Genomic DNA, 21,383 nt, shown 5'->3' with positions numbered 1-21,383 from the left:
CATAAGGCATGAGCCATGGTCGTCGTGCGCTACTGCCGCCCCTGGGCTTGCTGACGCTGATCAGCCTGGCGGCACTGCTGTTCTCGGTGAGTGTGGGGAGCGCGTCGCTGACGTGGGGAGATGTCTGGTCGGTCATGCTTGGGGAAGGGGAGCCCTTGGCGAACACACTGGTGCTCGAGCTTCGTGTTCCTCGTTCGTTGTCGGCGTTCGCAACGGGTGGTTTGTTGGCGATAGCGGGAGCTCTGATGCAGGTGCTCTTGCGCAATCCGCTGGCCGACCCTTATGTTTTGGGGCTTTCGGGCGGTGCCTCGGTCGGCGCCCTGGCAGCGATGCTGGCGGGATTGGGCGGGGTGATGATCTCGGGGTCGGCATTTGCCGGGGCACTCGCTTCGACCTTCCTGGTATTTGGCTTGGCGCACGGCACCGGCAGCTGGACACCGGCCCGTTTGCTCCTGACCGGTGTGGTGGTCGCTGCTGGCTGGGGTGCAGTGATAACCCTGATGCTGGCCATGAGCCCCGCCGAGCGGTTGCCGGGCATGCTCTATTGGCTGATGGGCGATCTCTCCTATGCGCGTACGCCATGGTATGCGCTCGCGCTTCTGGTCAGCATGTGTCTGGTAACGATTCCCCTGGGCCGGAGTCTCAATGTGCTGGCGCGGGGTCCGCTGCAGGCGGCGGCGCTGGGGGTGAATGTCAGGCCGCTCGAATGGACGATCTATGTTTCGGCCAGCCTGCTTACTGCCATGGCGGTGACGACCGCCGGTAGCATTGGCTTCGTCGGGCTGGTCGTACCGCATATGCTGCGATTGGTGTTGGGCAACGACCAGCGGCTGATCCTGCCGGCCTGCGCCCTGGCCGGTGGCGCACTGCTGGTCCTGGCCGACACCCTGGCACGCACGCTGATCGCGCCGGAGCAATTGCCGGTCGGAGTGATCACTGCGCTGCTTGGTGTGCCGACCTTCCTGTTCCTGCTCTACCGGAGCCGCTGATGGCCTTTCTCGAGACTCGGAATCTGAGAATCGACGTGCCGGGACGTGCCGACGGTCGCGCCCTCGACCTGCACGTGTCGCCGGGGCAGATGTGGGGCGTACTGGGGCCCAACGGCGCGGGCAAGACGACCTTGCTACACACGCTGGCTGGACTGCGCCCGCCGCGAGATGGCGAGGTGCGGTTGGACGGTCGTCGCCTCGATGAGTTGAAGCGACGCGAGGTGGCCAAGCGGCTCGGGCTGATCTTCCAGGAGCGCCAGGATGGTTTTCCCGCCACGGTTCTGGAAACCGTCCTGGTGGGGCGGCACCCTTACCTTTCCCCGTGGCGCATGGAGGGGGGCGAGGACCTGAACATCGCCCAGGCCGCCCTGGCGCGATTGGACGTGGCGCACCTGGCCGAGCGCCTGGTGACCACCCTTTCGGGCGGCGAGCGGCAGCGGGTTGCCATCGCCACGGTACTGACCCAATCGCCTCAGGTATGGTTGGCCGATGAGCCGACCAATCATCTCGACCTGCATCACCAGACCGCAGTCATGGCCCTGCTGGCCGAACAGGCCGGGCAGGGCCGGGCCGTGCTGATGTGCCTCCACGATCTCAACCTGGCGGCACGCTGGTGTGATCATATTCTCCTGCTCTATCCCGACGGAGAAGTGTGCTGGGGCCCGGCTTCGCAGATGCTCAAACCCGCGGCGCTTGAACGTCTCTATCGTCAACGCCTGGCCACCGTCGAGATCGACGGTGCTCCGGTGTTCGTTCCCGTGAGGTGATCGCCTCTTAAATGGCGCTGCGAAACCGCATGATCCGACTCTGATCGATGGGATCGTCCAGAATATCGGCATGGACACCGAAGGTGCGGTAAAGCCGGTCGGTCGTCAGCACGTCACGAGGTGGGCCAACGTCGACCAGACGCCCGGCTTCCATGATGCCGATCCGGTCGCACTCCATGGCCTGATTGAGATCGTGCAGTGCGATGACCACCGTAAGCGAGAGTTGCCTGACCAGATGCATGATCGACAGTTGATGTCGAATATCGAGGTGGTTGGTAGGCTCATCCAGAAGCAGAATGTTCGGTTGCTGAGCCAGGGCTCGGGCGATATGAACGCGCTGGCGCTCACCGCCGGATAGGGTATGCCACAGACGATTGGCCAAGTGCAGCATATCGACATCGACGAGTGCCTGGGAAACGATGGCGTCATCGTCCTCGGACCACGGACGTAGTGGTGACAGGAAGGGGGTTCTACCGAGTGCTACTGCCTCATGGACCTCGATGCGATCCAGCGTCTCGGCCTGCTGCTCGACGAAGGCAATCACTTGGGCAATGTCTCGCTGGCGCATTCCGCTCATCGGCACTCGATCCAGCAGCACGCGTCCGTTCTTCGGTTTGCGCAGCCCGGCGAGCACCCGCAGAAGGGTAGTCTTGCCCGATCCGTTGGGACCGATCAGGCCGAAAGTCTCGCCATCTGCCACGGAGAGGCTGACCTCCTTCAACAGCCGATGCCCTTGTATCGTCCAGTCGATGCTCTCAGCGGTCAGCCTCATCGCGCCCTCGTCCTGCGAACCAGAATCAGCGCGAAGGCCGGGGCGCCGATCAGGGCCGTCACCACGCCGATCGGCAGTACCTGGCCAGGCACCATGATGCGCGACAGGATATCCGAACCGATCAGGAAGACGGCACCCGCCAGGGCCGAGGCAGGCACCAGGCGGGTATGGCGACTGCCAACCAGAAAGCGCATGGCGTGCGGAATCACGAGTCCCACGAAACCGATCGCGCCGACCATCGATACCATTACGGCGGTCACCAGCGCCATGCCTCCAATCAGGATGCCTCGTACCGGGCGTACGGCGATCCCCATCGAGGCGGCGCTGTCGGCACCGAAGGTGAAGGCATCCAAGGCCCGCCTGTGCCAAAGACAGATCAGCACGCCGCCTAGCGCAGCAGGCAGGCCCAGCACGACATCGTCCCAACGCACGCCGGAAAGATTGCCCATCAGCCAGAACATGATACCCCGGGCCTGCTCGGCGCTGGCGGACTTGGTGATGATGAAGGCAGTGAGTGCATTGAACAGCTGCGATCCGGCAATGCCGGCAAGAATGATAGCCCCTGCGGCTTGGGCGCCGCGTCCGCCTCCTGTGTTGCTGCCAGCGGCACGGGCGAGAACGACTACCAGGCCGAAAGCCAGGCCCGCCCCCGCGAACGCACCGGCCGACAGCGTCAGGGCGCCGGCACCGAGCCCCGAAATGGTGACGGCCACGGCGCCAGTCGACGCACCGGCCGATATACCCATCAAAAACGGATCGGCCAAGGGGTTGCGTAGCAGCGCCTGCAGTACCACGCCCGCCAGCGCGAGCCCGGCGCCGCAGCAGGCCGCGACGATCGCCCGGCTGAGGCGGTAATTCCAGATGATGCCGGCATCGATACGATCGACGGCATAGTCCGCTCCCCAGAGCTGGTTAGCCAGCACCTTGAGGATCGTCTGCATGGGGATGGTCGTCTCACCAATAGCGGTCCCGGCCATCACGGCCAGAAACAGGATCAGTGGGCTCATCCAGGTCCAGCGCCATTGAAAGCGTGCCGGCATGCGTTGCGCTAAAGCCCAGTTCATCGTTGGAAGGAGAGCGTCGTCAGGGCATCGGCCAGTGTTTCGAGGCCGAGGATCGTGCGCATCGTGGCACTCATGGCATGGGCATCCATTTCGACGATACGGCCATTCCTGACCGCCGTCATTTCACGTGTCACGGGATCGTTGTGGAGAAAGTCGAGCTTCGCGGCGATATCGTCGGCGGGATAGCGGCGGCGATCCATCTGAGCCACGACGATGATGTCCGGATCGGCCCTTGCGATGCTTTCCCAGCCGACGATGGGCCACTCTTCATCGGACTCGACCACATTGCGGATGCCGAGCTTTTCCATCATGTAACCTGGCGCGCCGAGCCGGCCGGCCACGTAGGGATCGACCGACTGGTCGGGAGAGGAGAACCAGAAGACCGCCGACAGGTCCTCGGGTAATTCGAGGCGTTCGGCATTGGCGATCGCGCGGGCCTCGCGCGCTTCGAGTTCGGAAACCAGTTCCTCACCGACGGCTTGCACATTAAAAATCGTGGCCAGTTCAGTGATTCCCTTGTACACCGATTGCGTCGAAAAAGCGGCCGTGCGCGTGCCGTCGCCGCCTGTGGCGTTGTCCTTGGTATCGCAGTCGGCGGGCATGATGTAGGTCGCTATCCCCAGGTCCTCGAATTGATCTCGCGTTGCCACGCTGCCGGTGGGGCCGACATGCCATTCATACTGCACGGCCACCAGGTCGGGCTTCTTGCTCACCACCGCCTCGAAGCTCGGGTCGTTGTCGGCGATGCGTTCGATCCCGGCATCGATGACATTGAACTGTGGCAATACCGGATTGAACCAGACCGAGGTGCCCTTGACTGTCTCGGCAAGGCCCAGCGCATAGAGGATCTCCGTGGCTGACTGGCCAACGGTGACCGCGCTTTTCGGCGCAGACTGGAAGCTGATCTCCCTGCCGCAATTATTCAGTGTCAAAGGATAAGCGGTGTTGTCGGCTATCACGTGGGCGGTGGGCAACAGCGCGAGTGTGGCCAGTAAATGACGAGCGAAAATCATGTATTTCCATCCGGACATCAGAAGGGTATGCCGCTTGTCGTTTCTATTTTCCCTTTCTAAAGCAGTGATTGCTACGACTCGGGCCAGAAAAAAACGATACCTTGTAACATCGTTCCTTGGTACGACCAGAAGCTGGCCTGGAATTGCGCAAGTCACGACAGTTACTTTACGATGGCTCGATTGAAGACGGGTGCCCCTGCACATCGGGGATAATCGGGAAGTATGGTGCGGCGCGTTTGCCAATCCCATCGCTGCCCCCGCAACGGTAACGAGAGTATCGCCTGCAATGACCACCGGCATCGGCCGGGAAGGGCAGGCGCCGAGGTCATGCCTTGCATGCCCCCTCTTGAGCCCGGAGACCGGCCCGTCATGTCGTTTCATCCCGTGACGGTGCGGTGGGCACCGAGGATTCTACGTGTCTTTAATTGTTTTGCCTTCCTCTCGGCCTGCTGTCTGCATGCCATTTGCAGCCCCTGCCTTCGCCGGGCTCCCCGAGGTCTCGCATGAGTGAGTTCCCTTTTGCCGCCGTGGTCGGCCAGGAGTCGCTCAAGACCGCTTTGCTGCTCAATGCCATCAATCCCCGCGTAGGGGGCGTGCTGATCAGTGGGCCTCGGGGCAGTGCCAAATCGACATTGGCGCGCGCATTGGCAGCGATTCTGCCTGATGATGACGCGGGAGAGCGGCCGCCGTTCGTCACCCTGCCGCTGGGGGCGAGTGAAGACCGGCTGATCGGAAGCCTGGATCTGCAACGAGTCTTATCCGAACGTGAAGCCACTTTCCATCCGGGCCTGCTCGCCAGGGCGGATGGCGGCGTGCTGTACGTCGATGAAGTCAACCTGCTGCCCGACCCCTTGGTGGACCTGTTGCTCGATGTGGCTGCGAGTGGTGTCAACATCGTCGAACGCGATGGGATCAGCCATACCCATTCCGCCCGTTTCAGCCTGATAGGCACCATGAATCCCGACGAAGGGGAGCTGCGACCCCAATTGCTCGACCGTTTCGGCCTTTGTCTCGAGCAGGAGACGGTAATAACAGTCCAGGAGCGGATAGCCATCGTGCAGCAGCGAGAGGCCTTCGACCGCGATCCGCAAGCCTACATGGCGCAGCATGCGAATCTTCAGGCGGCGCTTACGAAGCGTCTTCGCCATGCCCGGGAAGCGCTGCCTCATATCACCACCCCACCCTGGATATACGAGCATATCGCCGTGCGTTGCGAGCAGGCCGGCGCCGAAGGCCTGCGTGCCGATGTGACCTGGCATCGCGCAGCCCAGGCGCATGCCGCCTGGCGGGGGGCCGCGACCGTAGGCGAAGAGGATCTGGCGATGGTGGAGCCCTGGGTGCTGGCACACCGACGAAGCGAGCACGCTACGCCGCCATCCCCGCCGCCGGGTACGCCGCCGCCTCCCCGCGGTGGCGGGCACACCGGCAGCGACGACGATGCATCCACCCGCGGCGGCCCTGAAGCCAGTGCCACGCAGAACCAGAACCACAGCCAGGACCGGAACCAGGGTGGCGCCCAGGGGCAATGGGGCGCCATGCCGTCAACGCCCCAGAAGAGCGAGACCGCGATGGCTCCTGAATTGCCGGGGGTCGCTCATAAGGCGTACAAGCCCCATCCCAATGCAGCAGCGCCTTCACGGCGACGCCGCGGGCGCCAGCCGGGTCAGCACCGGGCGCACCAGGCCGCCCAGTGCCCGGACTGGTTTGCCACCGTGATTGCCAACCGTGGGCACTGGCCCTGGCGCCGACTGCACTATCGCAAGGCTCGTACGGGGCAGCCGGTGTTGCATCTCATCTTGCTGGATACCTCCGCTTCGACGCTGGGGCAAAGGCTCTTTGGCCAGGCCAAGGGCCTTGTCGACCAGCTGTCGCGTCAGGCCTATGCGGCCCGTGAACAGTTGGCGGTGCTGGGGTTCGGTAACGAGGGGATTGCCACGATATTGACGCGCCGCCGTGCCCCCAAGGCGCTCATGGAGCGTCTTGACGCGGTTCATGCGGGCGGCGGTACGCCGATCCGCGAAGCGATCCTCCACGCGGCGAGCCTGATTCGCCAATGGCGGCAACAGAATGCCGGCCTGCATGTACGCACCTATCTGATTACCGATGGCCGGACCCGGCAGTCGTTGGAGCGTCTCCCGTCGTTGGGTGACTGCATCGTCGTCGATACCGAGCAGGGGGCAGTCAAGCGGGGACGCGGTGCACTCATCGCTCGAGAGCTGGGTGCCCGGTATCTGCGTCTGCCCCCGCTGGGGGCATCTCCGCTGAACCCGACCCGCAATGCCTTGAGTGGAGGTTCATATCGATGAATGCCGCGATTTCAGGAAGTGCACGCGCCGCTTGCCCTGCGGTGTTCATTGCCGCACCCGCATCGGGGCAGGGCAAGACCACGGTGACGGCGGGGCTGGCTCGGATGCTGCGCAATCAGGGCAAGGTGGTGCGGGTCTTCAAGACCGGCCCTGACTACCTGGATCCCCAGATTCTCGCCCAGGCCTCGGGAGAGCCGGTTGACCAGCTCGATTTGTGGATGGCCGGGGAAGCTTACTGCCGCCAGCGACTCTACGAGGCTGCGCGACAGGCGGACCTGATTCTGGTCGAAGGGGCCATGGGCCTGTTCGATGGCGAGCCGTCCAGTGCCGACCTGGCCGCGATGTTCGACTTGCCGCTGGTCATCGTCATGGACGTGAAAGGCATGGCCCAGACCGCGGCGGCCGTGGTCACCGGCTTGGCGGCTTTCCGCGACGATGTGCGTATTGCCGGGTTGATTGCCAATGCCTGTGGCTCGCAGCGTCACCGGGAGCTGATCGAGGCCGCGTTGCCCTCCAGCATTCCCTTTCTGGCTGCAGTAGCGCGTGACGCTGGCCTGGCCCTGCCCGAGCGCCATCTGGGACTGGTGCAGGCCGAAGAGATTCGCGAGGATCTGGAGTCACGCTTCGAGGCCGCAGCCGCTGCACTACTGGCCGAAGGGCTGGCAGAGACCCTGCTGGATTTGCCGCCGGTCACCTTTGTTGCATCGCCAACGAGCGCGATCGACGCATTGCCTTCGCTCGAGGGCGTATGCATCGGCGTGGCGCGAGATGCTGCGTTCAGCTTCATTTACCAGCCCAACCTGGATCTGTTGGAGCGCATGGGAGCAACGCTGCGTTTCTTCTCTCCGCTGAGTGATGCCCGGCTTCCCCCCTGCGATGCCCTCTGGTTGCCGGGTGGCTACCCGGAGCTTCATGCTGAGCGCCTGGCCGACAACCGCGCCATGCACAGCGAGATACGCCGCTTTCATGCCGAAGACAGGCCGATCCTCGCCGAGTGCGGTGGTCTGCTTTACTGCCTGGAGACGCTTACGGATATCGGTGAACGCACTCACGCCATGCTGGGGTTGTTGCCCGGTCAGGGCGCCATGCGGGGGCGGCGGGGTTGCCAAGGCATGCAGACGGCCGAACTGCCCGAGGGCCCGGTCCGGGCGCATGCCCATCACCGCTCCATGGCCGAGGGAACGCCCGAGCCCATCGGCCATGGTCGGCGCCAGCGTCATCCCGCGCCAGGTGAAGCCATCTATCGTGATCGGCGCCTGACGGCGACCTATCTGCACTTGTTCTTCCCCAATAACCCCACCGCCGTGGCCCGCCTGTTCGCTCCGGAGCCGGTGAGGCCACATACGCTCGTCGAGTTTGAGGATTCCAACGCATGCAATTGAACAAGATCCCCGCCACGGTGGTGACCGGCTTTCTGGGCAGCGGCAAGACCACACTGCTGGCCAGCATGCTGCGGCAGGTGACCGGCAAGCGAATCGCCGTCATCGTCAACGAATTCGGCGAGCAGGATATCGACTCCAGCCTGCTGCGCAGCTGTGCCCTGGGGTGCGAAGACGATGCCGTGGAATCGGAAAGTGGTATCTACGAACTGGCCAACGGCTGTATCTGCTGCACAGTGGAGGAGGAGTTTCTGCCGGTCATGAAGAAGTTGGTGGCTCGTCGTGACGATATCGACCACATCCTGATCGAGACCAGCGGCCTGGCCCTGCCCAAGCCACTGGTCCAGGCCTTCAACTGGCCCGAGGTGCGCCAGCACTGCACCGTCGATGCGATCATCACGCTACTCGATGGGCCAGCCGTGGCCTCGGGGCGTTATGCCAGCGACGTCGACAAGGTGGAAGCGCAGCGTCGCGCCGACGACTCGCTGGATCACGACCCCAGTTTGCGTGAACTGCTCGACGACCAGCTGAGTGCGGCTGACCTGGTACTGGTCAGCAAGACCGACCTGCTAGGCCCCGAAGACCGGGAGCGTCTCGAAGCGCTGATCAAGGAACGCGTCCCCGAATCGGTCAAGACGCTGTTCATCGACCAGACACTGGCTACCAATACCGCTCAACTTGAAGCCTTGATGGGGATCGCCGCGGCGAGCGAGATGAACATCGATCGCATCGAGAACCATCATGATCGTCATCACGCCGAAGGGGCGCACCATGACCATGCGCACGATCACTTCGACTCTTGCGTGGTTCGCCTGGGTGAAGTCGACGGTACCGCGTTGGCGGAAGCCCTCCAGGCGCTGTTGAAAAACCATGAGATCTATCGTGCCAAAGGCTTTGCGGCGCTACCGGGCAAACCCATGCGGCAAGTAATACAGGCCGTGGGAGAACGCCTGGATAGCTATTTCGATCGCCTGTGGCGACAGGACGAACTCCGCCAAACCCAACTCGTCATCATCGGCAAGGGGCTGGATAGCGAGGCGTTGCAGCGGGCGCTGGCCAGCGCCGAGATCGAAGCGACCACCTGATGCATCTCTTTGCCGCCAAGCCCGGGGGGTTCGTCGACGATGAAGGCATCGTCGATTTACAGCAGACCCCTGCCGACATCGTCATCCTGTCCGCTGCCGATAGCAGCCTGGCGGCATTGGCCCAGGCGATCGAACGGCTGACCTCGACGCCAGGTGACGATTACCCCACGCTGCGGCTCGCGAACTGGATGAACCTGGTCAAGCCCGCCGCCTACGATCTCTACGAGCATCGTGTGCTGGAGCAGGCGCGTCTGGTGATCGTCTCGCTACTTGGCGGCAGCGGCTACTGGCGATATGGCCATGAGCGCCTACTTGCGTGGGCGGCCGCGGGCAAGGGACGGCAGCTGATTCTGGTGCCGGGCTGTGACGCCCCGGACGATGCGCTGCTGTCAGAATCCAGTGTCCCCTTCGCAGTCGCTCATCGGGTGTGGCGTTACCTGCGAGAGGGTGGGGTGGATAATGCCGAGCAATTGCTGCGCTATGTGGCGACGCAATGCCTTGACGAAAGCACCGACAAGATGACGTGGCAGGAGCCCAAGCCCATCCCTGCAGCGCTGCTCTACGCTCCCCATTCAGCCGGACGGGAAGCAACATTGAGCGAATGGCGGGCACGTCGGGTTTCTGGGCGTCCCGTGTGCTTGTTGCTGTTCTATCGTAGTCACCTTCAGGGGGCCAACACGGCCGTTCTCGATGGCCTGATCGACGCACTCCATGATCAGGGACTCGAGCCGTTGGCGGTGGCTGTGGCGTCGCTCAAGGAGGACGCCTGCGTGGCCTTCGTCAACCACCTCATCGAGCAGACCGGGGCCATGCTGGTGGTCAACACCACCGGTTTTTCGGTCAATCGCGATTCGGGCGATCTCGAGTCCCAGCAGGGAGCGCTCTCCGAATCGCCCTTCGTCGGCCGGCCGGTGGTGCTGCAGGCTATCCTGGCGAGCTCCACCGAGCAGGATTGGCAAACCGGGGCAGGCGGTCTGCACAGCCGCGACGTGGCCATGCAGGTGGTCCTGCCCGAAATGGATGGGCGGATCATCACCCGGGCGGTAGGCTTCAAGACCGAGGCCCACTACAGCGAGCGCTGCCAGCTGGCCGTGATCCGCCATGCCCTGCATGCCGAACGCGCGGCCTTCGTTGCCCGATTGGCGCGGCGCTTCTGCGACCTGCGGCGTACACCGAATCCCGATAAGCGCCTGGCGCTGGTGCTTGCCAACTACCCCAATCGCGAGGGGCGGATCGGTAACGGTGTCGGGCTGGACACGCCGGCCTCGACGATCGAGATACTACGCGCCCTGCACAAGGCGGGCTATCCGGTGGAGGATGTGCCGGCCGATGGGGATGCTCTGATCCGGTTGCTTCAGGGGGCGGTTACCAACGATCGCGAAGCGCTGGATCAGCGCCCCTGCTGGCAGAGCATCGGCGTGGATGAGTACCTGGACTGGTTCAAGAGCCTGCCTGAATCGCTACAGCAGGCAGTGCGAGTGCGCTGGGGAACGCCGGATCAGGACCCCAAGTACCGCAGTGGCCGCCTGATGATTGCCGGAATCCGTCTGGGTGAGACGTTCGTCGGCATTCAGCCGGAACGGGATTTCATCGACGACCTGACCCAGACCTATCACGACACCGAACTGGCACCGCCCCATAGCTACCTGGCGTTCTACCTCTGGCTTCGTGAGCATTACCGGGTGGATGCGGTGATCCATGTGGGCAAGCACGGCAATCTCGAATGGTTGCCGGGCAAGAGCACGGCGCTTAGCGCCGAATGCTGGCCGGACATCGCCCTGGGGCCAGTGCCGCACTTCTATCCCTTTATCGTCAACGACCCCGGCGAAGGAGCCCAGGCCAAGCGCCGCAGCCAGGCCGTGATCATCGACCATCTGATGCCGCCGCTGGCGCGCGCCGAACTCTACGGGGCCATGGCGGAGCTGGAAGCGTTGACGGACGAGTACTACCAGGCGCTGAACATGGACCCGCGTCGCGAGGCGCTACTGCGTGAGCAGATTCTCGGTCACCTGCGCGACACTGGCATCGACAAGGAGTTGGCGCACACGACCGAGGATGACGCGCACCTGCTCAATGCGCTGGATACCTATCTTTGCGATATCAAGGAGTCCCAGATCCGCCACGGCCTGCATGTGCTTGGCACCTTGCCGCGGGAGGACAAGCTGGCAGGGACCCTGGTGGCAATCCTGCGTCTGCCGCGGGGAGACGCGCTGGTCCAGCGTGGACTGCTGCATAATCTCGCCGATGACCTGGGGTTGCATTTCGATCCTCTCAAGGCTGGCGCGGAACCATGGACGGGCCCGAAGCCCGCGATTCTGGACGAACTCGACGACGCTAGCTGGCGCACCGCTGCCGATACCCGTGAGCGCCTGGAGCGGCTCGCTCTTTGGCTGATGGAGGACTTCGTGTTGGCACCGGGCTGCCTGGCCACGCTGGCCCGGGACTATCCAGCCACCGCGCAACAGTGTCGCTACGCGCGCGATACGCTATGGGCAGCCATGCAGCAGGGCGCCGACATGGAGATCCAGTCGTTGCTGGATGGGCTCGAGGGCCTATTCGTGCTGCCCGGGCCAAGCGGCGCACCCAGCCGGGGCCGTCTGGACACGCTGCCGACCGGGCGAAATTTCTTCAGTGTCGATAACCGCTCGATTCCATCGCCGGCCGCCTGGACGCTGGGGGAAGCGTCGGCCCAGGCGTTTATCGAGCGCTATCTACAGGACAACGGCGATTATCCGCATCGGTTGGGACTGTCGATCTGGGGCACTGCGACCATGCGCACCGGGGGGGACGATATTGCCCAGGCGTTCGCTCTGATGGGCGTGCGGCCGGTCTGGTCGCTGGGTTCGCAGCGGGTCATCGACATCGAGGTCATACCCGCCATGCTACTGGGGCGGCCCCGCGTCGATGTCACGCTGCGCGTATCCGGCTTTTTCCGCGATGCCTTTCCCAACGTCATACGTCTGTTCGACCGTGCCGTACGGGCCATTGCCGACTATGAGGAGCCGGGCAATGGCAATACCATTCGCGCGGCGGTACTGGCACGTCGTCAGGCCCTCGAAGCGCAGGGCATGCCCGCGGAACAGGCCGCCCAGGAGGCCGGCTACCGTGTCTTCGGCAGCAAGCCGGGTGAGTACGGGACCGGGCTGAATCGGCTGCTCGACAACCGCGCCTGGGACGACGCGGACGATCTGGCCGAGGCCTACCTGAAGGCCGGCGCCTATGCCTATGGCCAGTTTCCGGAGTCCGGGACGCCTGCCCGAGGGGCCTTCGAACAACAGCTCAAGGGACTGGATGCGGTCATGCACAATCAGGACAACCGCGAGCACGACATCCTCGACTCGAACGGTTACTACGCCTTCCAGGGCGGTATGGCCAATGCCAGCCGGACGCTTACCGGGCAGGCACCCAGTATCTACCATGGCGATCATGCCAACCCGGCCCAGCCACGCATTCGTACCCTCAAGGAGGAACTGGCCCGGGTGATTCGCTCGCGCGTGCTCAACCCCAAGTGGATCGAGGCCATGCGCGAGCACGGTTATAAAGGGGCCTTCGAGATGGCCGCCACCGTCGATTATCTATTTGCCTATGACGCGACTACCGATCTGGTGGCCGACTATCAATATGCCCAGGTCAGCGAGGCGCTGGTGCTGAATGATGCCAACCAGGCTTTCCTGCGCGAGCATAACCCGGCGGCGCTGGAAGAGATGGCCGAGCGGCTGCTGGAAGCGGTTCAGCGCGGAATGTGGCAGGAGCCGGGAGAGCAGGGCGACGCATTGCAGGATCTGTTGCTCCAGATCGATGAGAGCAAGGAGTCGAGTGCGCCATGATGACGAAGCCCACTCGACCGCGCATCAAGGGCTGGTGCCCCGGTGCCTGGCGCCCCATGGCGACCGGCGATGGGATGCTGGTGCGCGTTCGCCCTGCGTTGGGCCAGCTCAGTCGCGACCAGATGCTGGCGCTGTGCGAGGCCGCCGAAACCTTCGGTAGCGGCCTGATCGAGCTTACCAGCCGCGCCAACCTGCAACTGCGCGGTGTAACGGAAACCACCTGGCCGCGGTTGATGGCGTCTCTCATTGAACATGGCCTGGTCGAACCGAGTGCCGAGCTCGAGCGAGGTCCGCAATGCCTGTTGGCCCCGGAGTGGCGGCCAGGTGACGCCACCCATGAAACGGCTCGTATGTTGCTGTCCCGCCTCGACGAACTACCGGCACTGCCGGCCAAGATGGGCATCGCCATAGACGTAGGCGAGGCGCCTGTGCTGCAGACGACCTCTGCCGACTTTCGCATCGAGCGGTCGGCATCGGGTTCGTTACTGGTACGAGCCGATGGGCGGGCGCTGGGAACGCCGGTCGGCTCGCCGGCGGCCGCCGTGGACCACCTGATTCGGATGGCGCACTGGTTTATCGCCAGTGGCGGTGGCCAGGCCGGCCGGATGCGGCGACATCAGGCGCCGCTGCCCTCCTGGGCGCCGGCTTCGGACTCGCCTGCCGAGTCGGGGCCTCGCCCGGCACTCGGCGACCATGCCCGGGGTCGGGTCGTGGGTTTGCCGTTCGGACGGGCGCCGGCATCGGTGTTACGTGCCGCCATCGAAACCACCACGGTGACTGCTGTGCGGGTGACACCCTGGCGCCGCCTCCTGCTGGAGGGTGCCGAGCGACAGGCAACGATCGTTCCCGGCCTGCTGAACGATGAGCGCGACCCGCGTCTCGCCACCGATGTGTGTCCTGGGGCCCCCTATTGCGAGCAGGCCAGCGTCGAGACGCTGGGTATAGCCGAGCGCCTGTCGGGCCGGGTCGAGGGCAGCCTACACGTGTCGGGGTGTGCCAAGAGCTGTGCCAGCCAACGCCGCGCCGACATGTGCCTGGTCGGGCGGGCCGGCCGCTTTGATCTGATCATCGCTGGGCGCACCGATGCGACGCCCGTCGCAAGCGGCCTCAGCGAAGCTGATTTATTAGATTATCTGGAGAGAATTGATGCCTCACGTCTATGAAATGGACGGCCCAGCCATCTATCGGGAGTCCTTTTCCATCATCCGGCGCGAGGCCGAACTCGAGCGCTTCGCGCCCGAGGAAGAGCAGGTGGCGGTTCGCATGATCCATGCCGCGGGTCTGGTCGAGCTCGCTGCGCATATTCATTTCCGTGGCGACGCGGTTAACCGGGCGAGGGCGGCGTTGGAGCAGGGCGCACCGATTCTGTGCGATGCACGCATGGTTTCCGAAGGCATTACCCGCAAGCGGCTACCGGCAGACAATGCCGTCATCTGTACCCTGCATGACGAGCGGGTACTCGATATGGCCAGGCAAATGGGCAACACCCGCTCGGCGACGGCAGTGGAACTCTGGCGGCCATATCTCGAGGGTGCGGTGGTGGCGATCGGCAATGCACCGACGGCGCTGTTTCATCTCTTGAACATGCTCGAAGCGCCGGATTGCCCGCGGCCCGCGGCCATCATCGGTTGCCCGGTCGGCTTCGTAGGGGCCGCCGAATCCAAGGATGCCTTGTGGGCGAACGACTCGATCCCGTCTTGTATCGTGCGTGGGCGCCTGGGGGGCAGCGCCGTGACGGTGGCCGCCATCAATGCCATTGCGGATCGTAGCGAATGAAGCAGGGAACCATTTACGGGGTGGGCCTCGGCCCTGGCTGCCAGGACCTGATGAGCGTCAGGTCGGATCGCCTGATACGCGGCGCCTCTCATGTCGCGTATTTTCGCAAGAAGGGACGCAGCGGCCACGCCCGTAGCATCGTCGAAGGCCTCCTGGGGGCCGAGGCCATCGAGTTGCCGATGGAATACCCCGTCACCACCGAGATCCCTGTCGCCGACCCACGCTATAACGCGCTGCTGGCTGCCTTCTATGAAAGTAACGTCGCACGACTGAGCGAGATCGCCGACGCGGGGCAGGACGTGGTGGTGCTGTGCGAAGGCGACCCGTTCTTCTATGGCTCCTTCATGCATCTGTACACCCGGCTGCGGGAGCGGCGGGTGCCGGTCTCCGTCGTGCCCGGCATTACCGGAATGTCCGCTGCCTGGACCGCCACCGGACAGCCCGTGACCTGGGGCGACGACATCATGACCGTGCTCATGGCCACCTTGCCGGAGGCCATGCTGACCGAGCGCATCGCGCAGACCGACGCCCTGGTGGTGATGAAGATCGGACGCAACCTGGACAAGGTTCGCCGTGCCCTGGCCCGGACCGGCAGGGAAGACGAGGCGTGGCTCATCGAGTACGCCGCCATGCCGAAGGAGCGCGTTCTGCCCTTCCGCGAGGTGGGCGATAGCGTGCCCTACTTTTCCATTCTGCTGATTCACGGCAATGGGAGGCGGCCTTGATGGCGGGAGATATCAACAAGAACGGCTGGCTAAGAATCGTCGGGCTGGGCCCGGGCGCCGATGCGCTGATTACCCCTGAGGTGTCAGCGGTTCTGTCGGCGGCCACCGATGTAGTGGGCTATGTGCCTTACGTGGATCGGGTAGCACCGCGCCCTGGTCTGGTGCGTCATGGCTCGGATAATCGCGAAGAGATCCGTCGCGCGGAGCAGGCACTGCAATTGACCGCCGATGGCTGTCGCGTGGTCGTGGTCTCCTCAGGCGATCCGGGGGTATTCGCCATGGCAGCGGCGTTATTCGAGGCGCTGGAGAAGGCAGGGCCCGAGTGGCGATCCCTGGATATCCAGGTCCTGCCGGGTATTTCCGCCATGCTGGCGGCCAGTGCGCGTCTGGGGGCGCCCTTGGGACATGATTTCTGCTGCATCAATCTATCCGACAATCTCAAGCCCTGGGGGGTGATCGAGCGGCGGTTGCGGTTGGCCGCGGAGGCCGATTTCGCCATGGCCTTCTACAACCCTCGCTCCCGGGCCCGGCCGGAAGGGTTCGCACGTGCACTCGAACTGTTGCGCCAGGCCTGCGGACCTCAGCGCTTGATTGCCTTTGCGCGGGCCGTCTCCACGCCGGAGGAGTCGATTCTGGTCACGACCCTCGGCGAAGCCGAGCCGGAGATGGCCGACATGCGCACGCTGGTCATGGTCGGATCCAGCCAGACGCGACGTATCGAATGCCCTGCGGGGCCTTGGGTCTATACGCCGCGGTCGGCCTCATGACCGAGCCAACGAAGAACGGCTGGGAGGCTATGGACCTCGTGGCCTTGCGGCGTTACGGGCCGCTCGATCATGGTCACCGGCAGCCCCAGCTGACGGGCCGCGGTCAGTTTGGCCATGGCTCCGTCACCGCCGGAGTTCTTGCACACCAGACGCTCGATGCCGTGAGCCTGGAGCAAGGCCAGATCGCCTTCCACGGTAAAGGGGCCGCGATCGAGGATGACCCGGCAATCAGGCAAGGGCAATGGGGCCTCGGGGGCATCGACCAGGCGCAGCAGATACTCATGTTGGGGCTTTGCGGCGAACGCAGCGAGCTGCTGTCGCCCGATGGCCAGCAGGATGCGTTGCTGTGGACCTGCGAGGGCGTCAACCGCCGCCGCGATATCGCCGACCCGATGCCAACGGTCGCCGGCCTGCGGCAGCCAGGGAGGCCGGGTCAAGGCGATGTGCGCAATGCCGAGTCCGTTGGCTGCGGCGACGGCGTTGTGACTGATCTGCTGGGCAAAGGGATGGGTCGCATCGACAAGGTGGGTAATGCGCTGCTCGGCGAGGAACGCGGCCAGGCCTGCCACGCCGCCAAAACCGCCGATGCGGGTCGGCAAGGGCTGCGGTTTGGGGGCCGCCACACGACCGGCGTAACTGAACAGCGCAGGAATGGCGCGCTCGGCCAAGACACTGGCCAGGGCGCTGGCTTCGCTGGTGCCTCCCAGTATCAAGACCTTCATTGGGGTGTTCATGGTGGCTGACGTCGACGACGCTCCCTGGCTGACGCTGCTTGGCTGGGGCGAGGGTGGCACACAGGGACTCACGGCGGCAAGTCGACAGGCGCTTGACGCAGCGGAGGTGATCTTCGGCGCTCGTCGTCATCTGCGCCTGTTGCCCTCGCTGGACGCAGAGATTCGTGAATGGCCGGTGCCGTTTGCCGATGGGATTCCCCGCTTGTTGGCCGAGCGTGGCCGGCGTGTGGTGATGCTGGTGTCCGGCGATCCGTTCTGGTTCGGGGCGGGAGGCAGCCTCGTGCGGTACCTGTCCCCCGGCGAATGGCGCGCCCTGGCCTCGCCATCCACGTTCAGCCTGGCAGCGGCACGCCTGGGTTGGCCCTTGGAGGGCTGTACTTGCCTTGGCCTGCATGCCAAGCCGCTGACACGTATCCGGCCCCATCTGCAGCGCGATCGGCGGTTGCTGGTGCTGGTGAGAGATGGCGAGGCCGTGACCGAGCTGGCCGGTTGGCTGGTACGCTTCGGTTTTGGTGCCTCACGGCTGACTCTGCTCGAGGCGCTGGGTGGCGATGCAGAGCGCATCCGCCACATGCAAGCCGACGAGACACTGCCTGGCGACATAGCGCACCCTGTCGCCGTGGGGATCGAAGTGGCTGGGAAGGGGCCCGCCCTGCCGCTGACGCCTGGTTTGCCGGATACGCTTTTCGACCACGATGGGCAGATCACCAAGCAGGCCGTGCGTGCCATGACCTTGGCCGCCCTGGCCCCGGCAGCCGGCGAATGGCTTTGGGACATCGGAACCGGATCGGGCTCGATCGCCATCGAGTGGCTGTTGGCGCATCCCGAGAATCGCGCAGTGGCATTCGAGTCTGTCGCCGAACGGGCTGCGCGGGCACGGCACAATGCCGGCATGCTGGGCGTCGACTGGCTCGAGGTCGTCGAGGGGCGTGCCCCCGACGCGCTGGTCGAGCGGCCACTGCCGGATGCGGTATTCGTTGGCGGCGGCCTATCGGCGCCCCTGCTGGAGGCCCTATGGTCTCAGCTGCCTGCCGGGGTACGCCTGGTGACCAACGCGGTGACGCTGGAGTCCGAGGCGCTACTGGCGGAGTGGCATCAGCGGGCCGGTGGCGAGCTTGTGCGGCTTGAGCTTTCCCACGCTGCAGCGATCGGCACGCGGCGAGGGTGGAAGGGGAGTTACCCCATCGTTCAGTGGCGGGTGACGCTGTGAAAGCGAGCCTCGCATCGATCGCCGTGGTCGGTTTCGGTTATCGGCAAGCGGCGACGCTGGCCTCGCTGACAGAGGTATTATCGCAAGTTGAATCCCTCTATGGCCGAGCCGACCGGCTGGCCGCGCCTCGGTCGCTGTGGCCCCTGGTACATGAACTCGGCTGCAAACGAAACATCACGGTCATTGCCGTGGATGATGAGGCGCTGCCCTCGGTCGTCACGATAACTGCTTCCCCGTATAGCGTGCAGGCCCGGGGCACGGGAAGTGTGGCCGAGGCTACCGCCCTGTTGGGCGCTGGCAACGAAGCGAACCTGCTGGGTCCGAGGCTGATATCTGCTGACCGATCGGCCACCGCGGCAATGGCGAAAGGGTGCCTGAAAGGAGAGTGTGCATGACGATACATTTCATCGGTGCCGGTCCCGGCGCGCCGGATCTCCTGACCCTACGAGGTCGTGATCTCATCGCTGCCTGCCCCGTGTGCCTTTATGCCGGGTCGCTGGTACCCGAAGCACTGCTCGAATATTGTCCGACCAATGCACGCATCATCAATACCGCGCCCCTGTCACTGGATGAGATCATCGACGAGATGCGCAGGGCCAATGCGGCGGGGCAGGATGTCGCTCGGCTGCATTCCGGGGATCTCTCGGTATGGTCCGCCATGGGTGAGCAGCTGCGCCGACTACGCGCGCTGAACATTCCCTATGCCGTTACCCCGGGGGTCCCTTCTTTTGCTGCCGTGGCTGCCACCTTGGCACAGGAACTGACCCTGCCGGGGGTCGCGCAATCGGTGGTGCTGACGCGTACGCCAGGACGGGCCAGCGCCATGCCGGATGGCGAGACCCTGGCGAACTTTGCCCGCACCGGGGCCACCTTGGCGATTCACCTCTCGATCCATCATCTGGAGCGAGTCGTCGAAGAGTTGATCCCGTATTACGGCGGCGATTGTCCGGTGGCCATTGTCTGGCGGGCCAGCTGGCCCGATGAGCGGGTGGTTCGTGGACGACTGTCGACAGTGGCCTCGCGTGTCGATGATAGCCTTCAGCGCACGGCGCTGATTGTGGTGGGCCCAGTGCTGGCCAGTGAGACGTTCGACGATAGCTGCCTCTATGCGCTCGGCTACGACCGACGCTTTCGGCCGCAATCGGCGGATTCCCCTTTCGCCGGCACCGCCCCGGGTCGGGAGGAGCGCGAGGGAGACGAAAAGGCATGATACACCTCTCGTTGATCGGCATCGGAACGGGCAATCCCGAGCACGTCACGCTGGCGGCCGTGCGAGCCCTCAATGCGGCGGATCTCGTTTTGCTGCCGCGCAAGGGCGAGGCCAAGTCTGACCTGGTCGACCTGCGCCGACTGTTGTGCCGCGATCTTCTTGAGCCCGGCTCCCGCACCCATGTCGTGGAGTTCGATTTACCCCAACGTGATGGTCGCGCCGATTACCTGGACGCGGTGGGCGGCTGGCACGCAGCCATCGCGGCTGTGTGGGCTGAACTCATGGCCACCCATCTGCCGCAGGGTGGGCGTGTCGGCATGCTGATCTGGGGAGATCCTTCGCTATACGACAGCAGCCTGCGCATTGCCGAGCGCCTCGCGGCGGGTTCGGGCAGCTGCGGCGGGCAGGGGGTCGACGTCGAGGTTATACCGGGAATCACGAGTTTGCAGGTGCTTACGGCCGAGCATCGTATCCCGCTCAATGCACTGGCCGAACCTGTGCTGATCACTACCGGGCGGCGACTGCGTGAGCGTGGCTGGCCCGGCGATGCCGAACGCGTTGCGGTCATGCTCGATAGTGGTGGCGCCTTCGAAGCGTTGCCGCCAGAGAATATCTATATCTGGTGGGGGGCTTACCTGGGCATGAACCAACAGAGTCTGCTTGATGGCTGGCTGATGGATGTTGCGACAACGATCATCGAGCGGCGCGCGGCCCTGCGCGAGCAGCATGGCTGGATCATGGATGTGTACCTGCTGGCTCGGGCGCCACACCAGGCGAGCGAGCCCGAGGTCGTGCGGTAACATGATGAAACGTGGGGCGCCGCCGGGGGTGACTAGACTCTGTGGGAGCAAGGCAGGATGTGCCTTGCTCGATCCATGGACGTCTACCCCAGGGAGAGAGACATCATGAGCGACAATCCGCTAAGCAAATCGCACCTGCCCATGACATCGGTCAAGAGCGGCACGGTATACGACATCCTGCCCGACGTGGCCGGTCTGACCGTCAAGATCGTCAATGTATATCTCGTCGGTGACCCCGAGCGTAACGAGGACTGGGTGCTCGTCGATGCGGGCATGCCCAACGAACGGAACATGATTATGCAGGCGGCGGAGGCCCGTTTCGGTAAAGGCGCGCGTCCCAAGGCCATCGTGCTGACCCACGGCCACTTCGATCATGTCGGCTCAGTGGTCGAGCTTGCCGAGCATTGGGACGTCCCGGTCTATGCCCAGGCGCTGGAGCTTCCCTATCTGACCGGCAAGGAGCACTACCCCTATCCCGATACGGATGTGGAAGGTGGCATGGTTGCCAAGATGGCGCGTTTCTTTCCCACCGAGCCGGTGGACCTGGGCGAACGGGTTCAGGCCCTGCCCAGCGATGGCAGTGTTCCATACATGCCGGGATGGCAATGGTTGCATACGCCAGGCCATAGTGCCGGTCATGTCTCGTTCTTCAGAGAGGCGGATCGTGCCTTGATCGTGGGCGATGCCTTCGTGACGGTGCATCAGGACGAACTTTATGCCGTGCTGACCCAGCGCCAGGAGCTCAGTGGCCCGCCGCCCTATTTCACCCCTGACTGGGACGCGGCGCGCGATTCCGTCAAGCGCTTGGCGGCCCTGTCGCCCCATGTTGCCATGACCGGCCACGGCATTCCCATGAAAGGCGATGCGTTGCGTCGCGATCTGGATGAGCTGGCCGCTCACTTCGACCAGGTTGCCCGGCCATCGCATGGCAAGAGTGTCCAAAATTGAACTCGAGGAGT

Annotated in this window: 19 protein-coding genes and 1 riboswitch; of the genes, 15 read left to right on the top strand and 4 right to left on the bottom strand. The window is 64.3% G+C overall.

Annotated elements, in window-relative coordinates; all coding sequences use genetic code 11:
• Positions 1-8: 8 nt before the first annotated feature.
• Positions 9-989 carry a FecCD family ABC transporter permease gene (locus tag JH15_RS03420; protein WP_043527010.1) on the top strand — a complete coding sequence of 327 codons (981 nt, stop codon included), beginning with the start codon at positions 9-11 and terminating at the stop codon, positions 987-989.
• A complete protein-coding gene (locus JH15_RS03415) occupies positions 989-1,756 on the top strand; it encodes an ABC transporter ATP-binding protein (RefSeq protein WP_043527008.1) in 768 nt (255 codons plus the stop codon). The genes JH15_RS03420 and JH15_RS03415 overlap by 1 nt, the downstream gene beginning before the upstream one ends.
• Before the next feature lie 7 nt (positions 1,757-1,763).
• On the opposite strand, the gene JH15_RS03410 is transcribed toward JH15_RS03415, so the two are convergent.
• From JH15_RS03410 to JH15_RS03400, 3 genes are read right to left on the bottom strand one after another with little or no spacing between them, the layout of a single operon-like run.
• Positions 1,764-2,528 carry an ABC transporter ATP-binding protein gene (locus JH15_RS03410; RefSeq protein ID WP_043527006.1) on the bottom strand — a complete coding sequence of 255 codons (765 nt, stop codon included), beginning with the start codon at positions 2,526-2,528 and terminating at the stop codon, positions 1,764-1,766.
• Entirely contained in the window at positions 2,525-3,568 is a 1,044-nt protein-coding gene (locus tag JH15_RS03405) for a FecCD family ABC transporter permease (RefSeq protein ID WP_231566362.1), read from the bottom strand. Before JH15_RS03405 ends, JH15_RS03410 begins: the two co-directional genes overlap by 4 nt.
• Positions 3,569-3,588: 20 nt before the next feature.
• Positions 3,589-4,605 (bottom strand): ABC transporter substrate-binding protein, encoded by a 1,017-nt coding sequence (locus tag JH15_RS03400; protein ID WP_043527002.1) that lies wholly within the window; start codon positions 4,603-4,605, stop codon positions 3,589-3,591.
• Between the two features lie 171 nt (positions 4,606-4,776).
• Positions 4,777-4,987: riboswitch (cobalamin riboswitch) on the top strand.
• A 121-nt stretch (positions 4,988-5,108) separates the two neighbouring features.
• Between JH15_RS03400 and JH15_RS03395 the strand changes: the two genes are divergently transcribed.
• From JH15_RS03395 to cobJ, 8 genes are read left to right on the top strand one after another with little or no spacing between them, the layout of a single operon-like run.
• A complete protein-coding gene (locus tag JH15_RS03395; RefSeq protein ID WP_052383873.1) occupies positions 5,109-6,911 on the top strand; it encodes an ATP-binding protein in 1,803 nt (600 codons plus the stop codon).
• Complete coding sequence (locus JH15_RS03390) at positions 6,908-8,293, top strand: cobyrinic acid a,c-diamide synthase CobB (RefSeq protein WP_043527000.1); 1,386 nt, start codon at positions 6,908-6,910, stop codon at positions 8,291-8,293. Before JH15_RS03395 ends, JH15_RS03390 begins: the two co-directional genes overlap by 4 nt.
• Positions 8,284-9,375 carry a cobalamin biosynthesis protein CobW gene (gene cobW, locus JH15_RS03385; RefSeq protein ID WP_043526997.1) on the top strand — a complete coding sequence of 364 codons (1,092 nt, stop codon included), beginning with the start codon at positions 8,284-8,286 and terminating at the stop codon, positions 9,373-9,375. The genes JH15_RS03390 and cobW overlap by 10 nt, the downstream gene beginning before the upstream one ends.
• Positions 9,375-13,202 carry a cobaltochelatase subunit CobN gene (gene cobN / locus JH15_RS03380; RefSeq protein WP_043526994.1) on the top strand — a complete coding sequence of 1,276 codons (3,828 nt, stop codon included), beginning with the start codon at positions 9,375-9,377 and terminating at the stop codon, positions 13,200-13,202. Before cobW ends, cobN begins: the two co-directional genes overlap by 1 nt.
• A complete protein-coding gene (locus JH15_RS03375; protein ID WP_043526993.1) occupies positions 13,199-14,365 on the top strand; it encodes a cobalamin biosynthesis protein CobG in 1,167 nt (388 codons plus the stop codon). Before cobN ends, JH15_RS03375 begins: the two co-directional genes overlap by 4 nt.
• Positions 14,349-14,978 (top strand): precorrin-8X methylmutase, encoded by a 630-nt coding sequence (locus JH15_RS03370; protein WP_043526992.1) that lies wholly within the window; start codon positions 14,349-14,351, stop codon positions 14,976-14,978. The genes JH15_RS03375 and JH15_RS03370 overlap by 17 nt, the downstream gene beginning before the upstream one ends.
• Positions 14,975-15,703: a precorrin-2 C(20)-methyltransferase gene (gene cobI, locus JH15_RS03365; protein ID WP_043526991.1), complete on the top strand. Its 729-nt coding sequence runs from the start codon at positions 14,975-14,977 to the stop codon at positions 15,701-15,703. Before JH15_RS03370 ends, cobI begins: the two co-directional genes overlap by 4 nt.
• On the top strand, positions 15,703-16,470 hold the full coding sequence (gene cobJ, locus JH15_RS03360; RefSeq protein WP_043526990.1) for a precorrin-3B C(17)-methyltransferase: 768 nt from the start codon (positions 15,703-15,705) through the stop codon (positions 16,468-16,470). Before cobI ends, cobJ begins: the two co-directional genes overlap by 1 nt.
• Here cobJ and JH15_RS03355 read toward each other — a convergent pair.
• Positions 16,446-17,192 (bottom strand): cobalt-precorrin-6A reductase, encoded by a 747-nt coding sequence (locus tag JH15_RS03355; RefSeq protein ID WP_043526989.1) that lies wholly within the window; start codon positions 17,190-17,192, stop codon positions 16,446-16,448. The genes cobJ and JH15_RS03355 overlap by 25 nt on opposite strands.
• Positions 17,193-17,202: 10 nt before the next feature.
• Here JH15_RS03355 and JH15_RS03350 point away from each other — a divergent pair, with 10 nt between their 5' ends.
• From JH15_RS03350 to JH15_RS03330, 5 genes are all read left to right on the top strand, one after another.
• Positions 17,203-18,414 (top strand): bifunctional cobalt-precorrin-7 (C(5))-methyltransferase/cobalt-precorrin-6B (C(15))-methyltransferase, encoded by a 1,212-nt coding sequence (locus tag JH15_RS03350; protein WP_043528735.1) that lies wholly within the window; start codon positions 17,203-17,205, stop codon positions 18,412-18,414.
• On the top strand, positions 18,411-18,809 hold the full coding sequence (locus JH15_RS03345; RefSeq protein WP_231566361.1) for a cobalamin biosynthesis protein: 399 nt from the start codon (positions 18,411-18,413) through the stop codon (positions 18,807-18,809). Before JH15_RS03350 ends, JH15_RS03345 begins: the two co-directional genes overlap by 4 nt.
• Complete coding sequence (gene cobM / locus JH15_RS03340; protein ID WP_043526987.1) at positions 18,806-19,624, top strand: precorrin-4 C(11)-methyltransferase; 819 nt, start codon at positions 18,806-18,808, stop codon at positions 19,622-19,624. Before JH15_RS03345 ends, cobM begins: the two co-directional genes overlap by 4 nt.
• Positions 19,621-20,424, top strand: coding sequence for a precorrin-6A synthase (deacetylating) (cobF, locus tag JH15_RS03335; protein ID WP_043526985.1), 804 nt, complete (start codon positions 19,621-19,623; stop codon positions 20,422-20,424). The genes cobM and cobF overlap by 4 nt, the downstream gene beginning before the upstream one ends.
• Before the next feature lie 105 nt (positions 20,425-20,529).
• Positions 20,530-21,372 (top strand): MBL fold metallo-hydrolase, encoded by an 843-nt coding sequence (locus JH15_RS03330; protein WP_043526983.1) that lies wholly within the window; start codon positions 20,530-20,532, stop codon positions 21,370-21,372.
• Positions 21,373-21,383 lie beyond the last annotated feature (11 nt).

Source organism: Litchfieldella xinjiangensis, assembly GCF_000759345.1.
In the GTDB taxonomy this organism is placed as follows: Bacteria; Pseudomonadota; Gammaproteobacteria; order Pseudomonadales; family Halomonadaceae; genus Litchfieldella_A; species Litchfieldella_A xinjiangensis.
Note: the sequence above shows the minus strand (reverse complement) of the source record. Positions and strands in the feature narration are given on the sequence as shown.